At 60.3% G+C, this 12458-nt stretch carries 4 protein-coding genes; 2 read left to right on the top strand and 2 right to left on the bottom strand.

Annotated elements, in window-relative coordinates; all coding sequences use genetic code 11:
- Positions 1 to 181 precede the first annotated feature (181 nt).
- A complete protein-coding gene (locus QQK95_RS17430) occupies positions 182 to 637 on the top strand; it encodes a Ros/MucR family transcriptional regulator (RefSeq protein WP_284274937.1) in 456 nt (151 codons plus the stop codon).
- A gap of 487 nt (positions 638 to 1124) precedes the next feature.
- On the opposite strand, the gene QQK95_RS17425 is transcribed toward QQK95_RS17430, so the two are convergent.
- On the bottom strand, positions 1125 to 4595 hold the full coding sequence (locus tag QQK95_RS17425; protein WP_284274936.1) for an AAA family ATPase: 3471 nt from the start codon (positions 4593 to 4595) through the stop codon (positions 1125 to 1127).
- On the bottom strand, positions 4592 to 5851 hold the full coding sequence (locus QQK95_RS17420; RefSeq protein ID WP_284274935.1) for a metallophosphoesterase family protein: 1260 nt from the start codon (positions 5849 to 5851) through the stop codon (positions 4592 to 4594). The genes QQK95_RS17425 and QQK95_RS17420 overlap by 4 nt, the downstream gene beginning before the upstream one ends.
- Positions 5852 to 6213: 362 nt before the next feature.
- On the opposite strand from QQK95_RS17420, the gene QQK95_RS17415 reads away from it, so the two are divergent.
- Positions 6214 to 12195, top strand: a complete 5982-nt coding sequence (locus QQK95_RS17415; RefSeq protein WP_284274933.1) for a DUF3320 domain-containing protein — start codon at positions 6214 to 6216, stop codon at positions 12193 to 12195.
- Positions 12196 to 12458 lie beyond the last annotated feature (263 nt).

Here is a 12458-nt window from a genome sequence, read left to right as displayed (position 1 = left end):
TCGGAATGACTGGCCGGCTTCAAATCGGAATCGATGGCCGGCTTCGTCGGAATACGCAGTTAGGTTTCGGCGACGGCCATCTCACAGTATCCGCTGGTGGAATTTCTCTCGGCATCGCTCAAAATTGCGGTATACGACAGATGCGTGGGGCGAGCTTTATCCCTATCGTAGGAGCTGATACTTGAGCGATCAAAACGAAACCCAAACGGCCGATCTCGTCGGGCTGACTGCAGACATTGTCTCTGCTTATGTTAGCCAAAATCCACTACCCGTTGCTGGGCTGCCAGATCTCATCGCGTCGATTCATTCGTCACTGACAGACCTGGTTCAGCCGAATGTGGCCGAGCTGCCGAAACAGGAGCCAGCCATCAATCCGAAACGGTCGGTAGCGCCGGACTACATCATCTGCCTCGAAGACGGGAAGAAATTCAAATCGCTAAAACGGCATCTCTCGATACACTTCGGACTCTCTCCGGATGAATATCGCGAGAAATGGGGATTGAAGCCGGATTACCCGATGGTTGCGCCGAATTACGCGGCTCAAAGATCAACGCTTGCCAAGGCAGCAGGGCTCGGACGCAAAACGCAGCCTGCCCCGGCTCAAAAGGCGCCTGCCAAACGCAGGCCTACGGCTTAGTGAAAGGCTGGCTGTTAGAGCGTCAAACTCGGGCGCGTGATCAGGCGCAGTAGCCAATCGAGATCGGGGCCAAGCCACCTTCTTCCGGGCAATCTTCGGCGACGTTTTAAGCTCTAGACCGAGCGTCGCCGATAGCAGAAGTGTACTCCGTCGATAGTGGGTTTCACGATGTAGCGGTCTACCGGCTCGAACACCCGTAGGTGCTTGAACCAAGGGGCGCATTCTGTCGGGTCCCGGAATGCCAAGTTCTTTCAGACGAGCGCACATTTCGACTTTTGACTGGGACCGCAACACAGAAGGTCGAAATCCCAAGAACCCCCGGTCGGCGGCCAATTGTAGAACTGTCTTGCGTCCGCTTTTGGGCCGATTCCGGACAGGCAGCTTCCGGCGGCCATAATGGTGATAACGGACATTCGACCCGGTGGGACCGAAATCCCTGACTGACCCAAGGTGATAGCCTGCGTCAAGGGGAAGCGTCCATAATTAATTACCCCAGCTCATGGATCGTGACGCCGGGAATAACGGTCTTGGCGATGTCGCACAGGTGCTGGTGATGAGTGAGATAGATCACCTGGCCCGCACATGCCATCTCACCGAACAGCTTGAAGACCTCCTCGGATCGCACATGGTCGAAGGTCTCCATGATATCGTCGGCGAGAAAGGGCACGGAGGGTCTTAAGCGTGCAAACTCGTAGTAGCCCGCGAGCCGCAGGGCCAGATAGAGCTGAAACCGAGCGCCCTTCGACAGCGCGTCGGCGACCTTGGATTGGCCGTCGCGTTGCAGGGCGATGAGGACTTCGCCGCCTTTCACCGGTTGGGTCGCCAAGCCCTTGTACTGACCGCGTGTGATGAGCGCGAAGGCATCCGAAGCCCTCACCATCATCCCGGAGCGATGTTGCTCGCGATACACTCTCAGAGCGTTTGCGGCAGACATCGCTCCCAACTTCAGCTCGATGTACCGAACCGCCTTCTCCTCGATTTCCAGAAGCACGGTGCGACGCTCCGCGTCTATTCGGGCAACCGCGCTGTCGCCGCCAATGGCATCCAGCTTGTCGGCCGCACGAGTCCGCCGGATGAGCTGTTGCTGTATCAGTTCGTCGAGATCGCCAAGCCGCCGCTCGCTTTCGGCCTTCTCGATCGCAAGTCCGTGCAGATCAAGGCCATCCAGGATCGAATGGGCTTGTTCGGCCCCATCCGCGGTAAGTTCAGCCGACAGCTGTTCTTCAAGATCGGTCAAGGCCGCACGCAAGCGGTCCCTTTCCTTGAGCAGTTCGTCGCGCTCAACGACTTGGGCCAAGGTGGCCACGCCAAAGGCGGCCAGCACATCCTGCTTGCGTCGCAGTTGGACCGCGACTTCCAAATCGAGCGTGTCACGAACATCCTGCAGGCGCTGCTGGTCGACGAGCAAGGTCGCCTTCGCCTCGCGGGCGCGGTCGGCGCGCTCCAGGCGCTCGGCCAGCCTGATGGCCAACTGTTCCGGTTCATCCTTGTCCGCCGGCTCACCGATTTGTCTCGCAGCAGCCGTAACCTCCTCGATGAGCTCGCCTCTGTCCGCCTCCATCTTTGCAATACGCAGCCGCATCGCATCGCGATCTTGGATGGCCTTTGACAGCTCTGCCAACTGATCGAGCACACCGCCGACGCCAGGCGCGGAAATTCCGCTTTCCAGCCAGGTGCCCTGGAGGGTTGCCGTGACGTCGGCCACCCAACCCTCCTCGCGGCCTTCCGCCACCTCAACGGCGCGGCGTCTGATTGCCAGATCCTCCTCCCTGGCGCTCACCGTTTTGATCGCCTCTGCGCGCTCGGCATCGACCTTGGCTTGCCGGTCGAGGAACCGTTCCGCAACGGCCATCATGGTTTCCAGGCTGTCGTTGGCTTCCGGCTCTATCCCGACACTTTCCAGGGCCGCACTCAGCGCGAGGCGTATCAGGTCCCCGTCGCCATTTGCCCGCTCAAGCTTCTTGCGCGCGACCAGGATCTCGTCCCAGGCCGCGAGTGCATCGGCGCGGGCGGCGCTGCGCTCCTCGATCAGCCCAATCAAAAGCTCAGGCGCGGTTTCCTGGCATGCCGCAAGTAAGTCTGTCGCCGCGGCGGTGATTTCCGAGCGTGCTGCTTCCACGCTCGCGGCGAGTTGCTCCAGTTGATCAGCCGCGCGCGCGATGATCGCAGCGCCTTCGGCAAGGCTTCGTTGCGTTGTTCTGATTTCAGCGAGCTCGCGCGCATGGACCAGACGGGCTGCTGCAACATCGTCGTCACGAGCCAGCGCGACCTCGAAGATGTCCGCCGTCTCGGCGAGCAGCCTGAGGCGGTGCCCTTTCCAGGCCTCGTCCCGATTGCGTCGTATGGCTGTTGCGGTTTCGTCATCCGCCACATCGACCGAGGAGCGGATAATTTCCAAGCGTGCCAGCTGCGAAGCGTGCGTTTGCTCCTGCTCCGCCAGACGTTGGGAAAGGACGGCTTTGTTCTTCTGGTTCTCTGCCGAAAGTGTCTTCCAGACCGCGATCTGGCTGGCGCTCGGCACTGACATCGTGGAGAGCGCCTGAGCGTCTCCCTTCCACGGCTGCAGGCGCCGCATTGCCGCCTGCCAACGGATTTGACTTGCGTCTTCCGCCTCACGAGCCGCCTTCATCTCGCTCTGATGCCCGCTTCCTCTCGCCTTGGACAACGCTGCGGTCAGCCTTGCCCTGGCAGGTTCAGGCACAGCCCGTTCTTCGCCGACCCGTTGCCTTGCCGTTTGAAGCGCATCCAAGGCTGCAGAGGCTTCATCGCGGGCAGCGCGCACGCTCATGGTTATTCCGGATCGCTGTTCGACCATAGTGCGAACCGTCCCGACAATGGCGGCGGGCAGGAGAAGCGAAGCTGGCTCCCTTTCCGTGGATTTTCCCAGGGCGGCAAGGCAATTCGCGACGGCGTTGTCGAGAATTTGAAGCTCGGTTCTGCGGGTCGGCAGATCCAGGCCCGCAGAGATATATCGTGCCTTTCGATCGGCCAATCCGCGAACCTGTTCGGAGATTGCGAGGATCGCCTCGTCAACGCTGATCGCCGCGATCTTCGCCCTTAGCCTCTCCATTTCGTCGTCGTTTGCCAACTGGCGCGTTCGCAGGCTGGCGTCCTGGTCGATCATTTCGGCGACGCTTCCCGTCCAGGTCCGGGGCGGCGAAGCAATCTCAGGCAATTCGGCCAGCCGAGCGGCCTTGCGCTGAATGTCGGCCGAAAGGGGAGCCGCGCGCAGATACGTTGCGATTGTCTCGAGGCGCGCCGACAGCACCGATCGCTCGGCCAGGCTGCGATCGTATCTTTCCGCGGCCTCGACACGTTCCGCTTCCAATGTCTCGAAGGTGGAGGCCAGCGTGTCGATTTCATCCTTGCGCGACTTCAGTTCGGCAAACCGCTTTTTGAGCAGCGCAAGTTCCGTTCCGTGTGCCTGTTTGCGATATAGGCTGTCTGCTTCCGCCTCGAGCGCGCTCAGGATGTCACTGGCGTGCCCCAGTCCGGCGCTGGCCGCGAAAAGCAGCTTGCCGAGGTCCCCACGCGATTCCAGGATCGATTTTCCGCCCGCTTCCAGCGTCTCGTCGTCCAATGAGAACATGGTGCTGTAGGCTTCGCGCGACAGGCCTGCCAGATGTGCCGATATCGCGATTTCACTTACCGGCAGGCCAGCTGCATCCTGTAGCGAGTTGCTGCGCTGTTTCGTGCGTGAGAAGGTCTGTTCGTCGCCCGAGAGTTCGAGGACGCCGCCGATGCGCATGGCGCTATACTCATGCAGGAAGTTGTAGCGGCTGCGTTCCTCAACGCCGAACAGCAGGTCCAGAAAACCGGAAAGCGCGGTCGATTTTCCAGCCTCGTTCAAGCCAAACACAATGTGCAGATCGGGCCCGGACTCCGGCTTCGGCCCGAAGTCGATCGTCTTGTCGGTAAACTTGCCGTAGCGAATGAGGTCGAGACGCCGCAGTCTCATTGCTGTCCGCCTGCCTTGAGGCGGGCCGTGACCAGGTCGGCACCGCGGGCAAGCGCGCCGTCGAGGAACACGTCCAGTGCGGCCTCGTCCTTTCCGGCAAAGTCGCGTGCGTCTGGCGGAAGATCGCCGATGGTTTTCATAACCAGGGCTTTGGCTTCCGCTCGGAAAGCTTCCGACCTGGCAACGGTGTGCATCGATTGCGCGAGCTCCAGAACCGGATCGGCAACGCCGTCGAATGTGTCGCTGTTGGGCGGTGCCAGGTCGAGCTCAAGCTTTTCGATCCATGCGTCGCCTACCTGTTCGGCTGCCTGTTCAGCCTCGCCGAGCAGCAGATCCCTGTCGCGTATTATTTTCCAGGACAGAGGCGACGTACCGGTCAGGCCGAGGCGGACCACGGCATGGCGGGATCGGACGGAGGCCCGGTTCTCCTCGAGTGAGGACCGGATCCGTCCAACGGCCTCGGGCCATTCCAGCGTCCCGGTCAAATCAACATTAATTCGCTCAAATTGCGCGACGCTGGTCAGCCTCTCCTCGATCGCAACGGTCCGGTCATCGCTTATCGTTACCAGGGTCACAGACTTCTCTCCGGCCTCGTTGATGTCCCTGCCTTGTGGCATTCCCGGCATCACCACCGTGCGCGCGCCGGGATGGACTTTCCGAACATGAATATGTCCCAGCGCCCAATAGTCGAAACCATGGCCGTGCAAGTCGGCAACGTTGCAGGGGGCGTAGACGTCATGTCCTGGCGACCCGGCCAGACTGGTGTGCATGATGCCCACATTGACCGCCCCTTCGCGGGGAGCCACGTATTTGGGCAGCAGGCTCTCTGGCGCCTTTGGGCTTGCAAAGCTCAACCCATGGACCATGACATCCAGGCCTCCGGCTGATTGCAGCACCGGTTGGGCACGGCCACCGAAGATCGTCACAGTTTCCGGAAACACGAGCTGCTTCGTAATCCGCGACATGGCGTCGTGGTTTCCGCGGATCATGAAGACCCTGACACCGGCCTGGTGGAGGCGGGTGATCTGCAACGCCAGGAAGCGCGCCGTTTTCATCGACGTCTGGTCGCCGTCGTAAAGATCGCCGGCAATGACGAGGGCATCGACACGCTCCGCAAGGCAAAGGTCGACAACGGAGACAAATGCCTGACGACTGGCGTCTCCCACCAGTTCAGCAAGATCGGGGTTTCGCATCGCCAGCGAGCGCAGCGGCGAGTCGAGATGAATATCGGCGGTATGGATGAAGCGAAATGCCATTGTGCTATCTCCGGCCCCGAACGAAGGGACGGGGTTCGACGCGAATTTCTCGGCACTTGGTCCCGGCGGTTCGACTCAAGATACTTTTCACTTAGGCGCTTGCTAGGCCGGCTTCGCCGCCTCTAGCGCCCGGTTAGCAAAGCCCAACCGCTTTCGGCAACTCTCTTTCATGGGTTTGGCATGTGGCGACAGGGCCTCGATAGGGTTCGCCGGGAAATGCCGGGATCCGCTTTCTCAGAAAATTATCTGTACATCCAAAATATCAAGCTGACAAAAGAGCTTCTATTTCTGATCTGACATCCAAAAACACGACAAGAGGGAAAAAAGCCGCTAGTCTCTCAAAGGGGGGAGGTACTGCATCAATGGAATCAGGCGATAGTTCTCAGTACGCAACAATTGACAGTTCCGCACCCGATATTTCTGCTGCGCCATGCATCGTTGCCGATGTCGCTTCCAGCTTCACATATGCATCCTATCAGAATGCGATACCGGTCATTCGTTCGATACGAATTGAGAACAACTCCTCATCTCATTTTGAAAACTGCGTTCTTGAGTTGACGTCTTTACCGTCGTTCCTGCGGCCGAAGACGTGGACAGTCGATCGGATCATCCCGGGCGACAAACTTGGGCTGAGCGACCGCAAAGTCGAGCTTGATGCTGGTTATCTCGCCGGCCTGAACGAGGCCGAACGCGGTGAGATCACGCTTCGCCTGTCGTCGGCGGGCAAGGTTCTAGACGAAAGACGCCTGACAGTCAGACTGCTCGCGCGCGACGAATGGGGTGGCGTTGCGGACATGGCTCAATTGCTGCCAGCATTCGCCATGCCGAATGATCCGGGTGTGGCGCAAATCCTACGGGCCGCGGCCGAACGACTTGTCGCGCATGGTCACCCGAGTGGCCTGGACGGATATCAATCCCAGAGTCCCCAACGGGCATACATGCTGACCGCGGCCATCTATTCGGCGATCGCCGGGATGGGGCTGCACTATGCGGAGCCGCCGGCGAGCTTCGAGAGCCGAGGCCAGAAGATTAGGCGCCCAACGACGATCGCGCAGGAGCGTCTTGCGACCTGCCTTGACACTACGCTTCTGTTTGCCGCGGCCCTGGAGGCTGCCGGCTTGCACCCGGGCATCTTGATGTTCGATGGGCATGCAGCGGCCGGTGTCTGGCTGACCAAGAGAACCTTTGCCAACGCCGTTGAGACGGATCACATGGAGGTCCGCAAGGCATTGGCGTCCCGAGAATTCATTGCTTTCGAGACAACTGGCGTCACCCATCGACCTGCGCTCACACTTGACAGCGCGCAAAGTGCGTTGAGCAACCGTCTGGCGGAAGACCAGGCGCACGCCTTCGTCGCGGCTATAGACGTACGCCGCTCGCGCAGCGGCGGCATAACGCCGCTCGCCTCACACGAGCCGATCCGGCGCAACGCCGTCGAGGACGATGTGGATGTCGCCGCCGTTCTCCCACTTCCTCCAGCGCCAGCGATTGGCGAATTGCCGGCCGAGGCTATCGAGGTAAAGCCGACCAATGCCGCCGGCCGTATAGACCGTTGGCAGAAGAAGCTCCTCGACCTGACGCTGCGCAACCGGCTCCTCAATCTCCCGGATTCGAAGAAGACCATCCCGTTTCTGTGCACCGACGTGGCCTATCTGGAGGATCGGCTGGCAAACGGTGTCGCGATCCATCTCATATCGCTCCCCGAGCAGAACCCCTTGGGCGAACGAGACGAGGTGCTTTATCGCGACGTCCACGGGCGCGACCTTCAGCGCGGATTCGCAGCCGAGGCTCTGCTTAGGGATGAGCTCCCGTCGACGCTAGACGCCCATCAGCTGGACGCCAGGCTGATCGATTTGCATCGACAGGTCCGTAACGATTTCGCCGAGGGAGGAGCAAATACTTTGTTCCTAGCGGTGGGCTTCCTGCGCTGGAAAAAGAAGCCGGACGATGACCGCAGCTATCGCGCACCACTGCTTCTCGTGCCGGTACGGCTTGAGCGCCGCAGTGCGACTTCGCGCTTCACGATCCGCTTCCACGAAGACGAACCTCGGTTCAACGCAACGCTTCTTCAGTTCCTAGAGCGGGACTTTGATCTGCGCCTTCCGCAGTTTGGCGGCGATCTGCCGCTGGACGACAATGGCATTGATGTGCCGCGGGTACTCACCATGATGCGGCAGGCAGTGCGTGACGTTCCCGGGATGGAGGTCGTCGACGAAACCGCGCTATCAACCTTTTCCTTCGCGAAGTTTCTCATGTGGAAGGATCTGGTCGAGCGGACCGAGGCGCTCCGCCAAAACAGCGTCGTGCGCCACCTCATCGACACCCCGGAGCAGGCCTTTAAGCCCGCGGATGGACAGTCGCCGTTTCGCGAGGAGCGTGACCTGGACCGCGCCTATGCGCCCTCGAGCATCATAAGCCTTCTGCCATTGGATTCATCGCAGACAGCCGCCAGTCTTGCTGCTGCCGAGGGCCATGACTTCGTCATTGTGGGTCCCCCAGGCACGGGCAAGAGCCAGACCATCGCCAACATGATCGCTAACTGCCTGGGTGTGGGGAAGACGGTCCTTTTCGTGGCGGAGAAGACGGCGGCTCTCGACGTCGTCTATCGCCGGCTGCGGGAACATGGCCTGGGAAATCACTGTATCGAGCTGCATTCGAACAAGGCCGACCGCAAACATTTTCTCGGGCAGTTGAAATCTTCCTGGGAACATGGCGGCCGGACCGACGCGTCCGAATGGGTCGCCATCAACGAGCGGCTTCGCGTGAGGCGCGATGAATTGAATGCCTACGTCGAGGCGCTTCACAAACGCTACTCAAATGGCTGGACGCCCTTTCTGGCATTGGGGATCGCCCTTAGATCGACGGATGAGCCTGCGCCTGTGCTCACATGGCAGGCGCGCGATACCCACGACGCGCAAACGCTCTTCGATCTGGAAGAGCTTGCCGCAGAAGTAGGCCTTGTTTTTGCATCCGTCGACCGTGAGCCGGCACTCGACCTGATCGATGTTGCAGAGTGGAGCATCGGTTGGCAAGAAAACCTACTTTCCGCAGCGAAATCGCTTCAGACAGCAATCGAACTATTGACCAGGTCGATCAGGGACTACCTCGCTAGTTTGGGCCTCGGCGCGAAAGAGCCGGTGCCGCGCGCGGTACTTGAGAGCCTTGGAAGCCTTGCGCAGATCCTGAACCAAAGTCGAGGTTGCGACATCTCGATTGCGTTCGACCGGGACTTCGCACAGTGCAGGACTGAGCTCGTTGATTTGGGACGTTCGATCGAAACCTATCGCGAAGCTGAGCGAGGCCTTGCCGCTACCTATAGCCTTGCCCAGGTCCGCGAGTTGGATCCGGATAGTCTTGGCCGTCAATGGCGCGAAGCGAAGACATCGTTCTGGCCGAACTCCACGCTTGGCAAGCGCAAGGTCCAGAAGCTTCTGCAGGGCCATGCCGACCTCGGCACCGCGAACCCCGGCCGGGACCTGCCGCTGCTGCAGCGAATGAAGCAAGCACTCTCCGCCATCGACCAGAGCCTGCTAGCTGGGAAGCCGCTGCGGGTCGATGGCCTTGCCACGGATATCAAGGGGGTGACGGACATCCTCGATCTCGCTCAACGCCTTCGCGGTGCTCTGCGTATCCCCGGATGCTCTCAAGAGGAAATACGATCCGTCCTGCGTTCTGTCGCGCCGAGCCTTCGGGGCACGCTGGAAAATGACCGGGTACGCCAGGCGGGAGATCGGCTTCTTGCCGCTACGAAAAGCCTTGAGGTCGCGCGTCGGGTGTTCGGTGAGATTGCCGCGCGGGACGTTCCCGACAGCGCCGATGGCACAAGTCTCGTCGCGCTCAACATGAAGCTCGGTGCTCTGATAGGTGCACGAAATCTGCTGCGCGACTGGTCGGCCTGGTGTCGGGCCAGGAGCAGGGCAATCAGCAGCAACCTGGCGCCTCTGGTCGAGCAGATCGAGACGGGAGCCATCCTCCCTGAAAACGCGCGCTCGGGGTTTCGCGTTGGCTATGCCCGATGGTGGCTCCCGAAGGTCCTTGACGAAGATCTTGTCTTGCGAAACTTCCGCAGGTTTCAGCATGAGAACGCCATCAAGGAGTTCCGCGAGATCGATGATCTGGTGCGGTCGCATGCCGCGCAGCGCGTCATCAGTTCGATCGCGCATGGCCTTCCGGCGGTTCAAGGTGTTCCGCGTAACTCGGAACTGGGCCTGCTGCGCCACCAGATGGAGCTTCAGCGGCCGAACCAGTCGATCCGAGACATGATCGGCAAAATGCCGGAATGCTTTTCCAAGCTTGCGCCCTGCATGTTGATGTCGCCGCTCTCCATTGCCCAGTATCTTCCCCCCAACCAGGCTCTGTTCGACGTGGTAATCTTCGACGAGGCTTCGCAGATCACCACCTGGGACGCGGTCGGTGCCATTGCCAGGGCGCGCCAGACCATCATCGTGGGTGATCCCAAGCAGCTGCCGCCGACCAACTTCTTCGGACGCAGCGAGGATGAGGAAGAGGTCGCCGACTACGAGAAGGACCTTGAAAGCATTCTAGATGAGGCAAGGGCGTCTGGCATTCCGGTGCGCGATCTGAGGTGGCATTACCGCAGCCGAAGCGAATCCCTGATCGCCTTCTCGAACTATCACTACTATCAGAACCGATTGGTGACATTTCCTTCGCCTGCGGTCGAGGACCGCGCGGTGCGCCTGCATAAGGTGCCAAATGGCATCTATGACCGTGGCAAAAGTCGCACGAACCGGATCGAGGCGGAGGCGGTCGCGGCTGAGGCACTTGCGCGGATGAAGAGCTGGCTAAAACTTCCCGAGAATGGCCGTCCGACGCTTGGCGTCATCACCTTCAATGCCCAGCAACAGTCCCTGATCCTGGACCTGCTCGATGCCGCGCGCCGCGATCATCCTGAACTCGAATGGTTCTTCGCGGATGATCGCATCGAGCCAACGATCGTCAAGAATCTCGAGAACGTCCAGGGCGACGAAAGGGATGTCATCCTGTTCTCGATCACATTCTGGAAGGATGCCTCAGGAAAACCACCGCCGATGGATTTCGGGGCACTAAATCGCGACGGAGGCGAGCGGCGCCTCAACGTCGCCGTGACACGCGCTCGTCAGGAACTCATCGTCTTCTCCGGATTCACGGCAGACCAGATCGACCCGGCCAGAAGCAAGGCGCTCGGCGTGCAGCATCTGAAGACGTTCCTCGACTATGCCGAAAGAGGCGCTATCGCGCTGCCGGCTCAGGACATCGGATCTGTCGGTGGTTTTGATTCTCCCTTCGAGGAAGCCGTGGCCGCTCAATTGGAGCGGCGGGGATGGATTGTCGTCCCGCAAGTCGGGATCTCCGGCTTCCGAATCGATCTCGCGATCCGTCACCCGGATTTGGCTGGCGCCTACCTCGCGGGGGTGGAATGCGATGGTGCAACCTATCACCGGTCGTCGACGGCGAGAGATCGCGACAAGGTTCGCGAACAGGTGCTGAAGGGGCTGGGCTGGAACATCCTGCGTATCTGGTCAACGGACTGGTGGTTCGATGCCAAAGGGTGTGCCGAACGGTTGCACACCAGCCTGGAAACTTTACTGGAAGAGGACCGGGCGAAACGTGCGGTCGAAGAACCGGAGACCGAGGCTCACTGGGATATGGGGAGCCAGGTCAATCCGATCGACGAGAGTACGCAAGACCACGCGAGGCCGATCGAAGAGCCTCCATTGCCGTCGACGGTGGCCGAAACCGAACTCGTATCGGTGAACATTTCCGAGGCATCCAGCCACTCTGAGACAACCCCACCATCAACGATGACGGGCCAGCACACCATCGGCGCTGAGGAAGGGCGGTATCGAGTGGCCGATCTCAGCGGCTTCCGGGCAGACCCCGAGCAGTTCTTCGAATTTGGCTATCGCACGACGTTGCTTGGCATGATTGAAACCGTCATCGAAACCGAAAGTCCATTGCGAACAGATGTTCTCGCCCAACGGATTGCTCGGGTCCATGGTTGGCTCCGCACCGGCGGGCGCATCCGCGAGAGGATCGACCTTCATTTACGGGATCTGGACAGGACGCAGGAGTCGAGCGGCGAGTTCATCTGGAAAAAGGGCAAGGTCTCGGATCTCCTGCCATATCGTCAACCGGTCAATGAGGAAGCCCGACGTTCGATTGCTGATATACCGCTGGCTGAACTTGCCTCGATGGTGATCGGCAACCCTGATCTTCTGGTCATGCACGATCCCGCACGCGATCTAGCTCGGCTCCTTGGGGTAGAGCGCCTTGCCGCGATCTCACGTGCGCGTTTGGAGGAGGCAATCGCCAGGGCGAAGCTGCAGATCGTCCAGAGCGGCTAAGAATGAGCAACCGGTGTTCTCGGGGGGAAGTATAATGGCGGGGGCGCCGATTGATGACGTTGTGGAATGGTCAGAGACGCTCTCGTCCTGGAAGCGGGACGCCCTTCGGCGTCTGGCGATCAGCAATGAACTTACGGAGGCTGACATCGACGCTCTGCTGGGCATGGTCAAGTCCTCAGCCGGCTTCAAACTTGCTGCTGGGCCGGGGACTGTCAGGAATTCCGTGTGCGGGCGGGCATAATGGGTAAAAAGGATTCCCACTA

Source organism: Mesorhizobium huakuii, from assembly GCF_030160235.1.
GTDB classification, from domain to species: Bacteria; Pseudomonadota; Alphaproteobacteria; order Rhizobiales; family Rhizobiaceae; genus Mesorhizobium; species Mesorhizobium huakuii.
This window is presented reverse-complemented; position numbering and strand designations above follow the sequence as displayed.

What these genes read in the sequence shown, in the direction of transcription:
- QQK95_RS17425 (WP_284274936.1), bottom strand. Translation starts at nt 4,595, where the DNA reads ATGAGACTGCGGCGTCTCGACCTCATTCGCTACGGCAAGTTTACCGAC.
- QQK95_RS17415 (WP_284274933.1), top strand. Translation starts at nt 6,214, where the DNA reads ATGGAATCAGGCGATAGTTCTCAGTACGCAACAATTGACAGTTCCGCA.
- QQK95_RS17420 (WP_284274935.1), bottom strand. Translation starts at nt 5,851, where the DNA reads ATGGCATTTCGCTTCATCCATACCGCCGATATTCATCTCGACTCGCCG.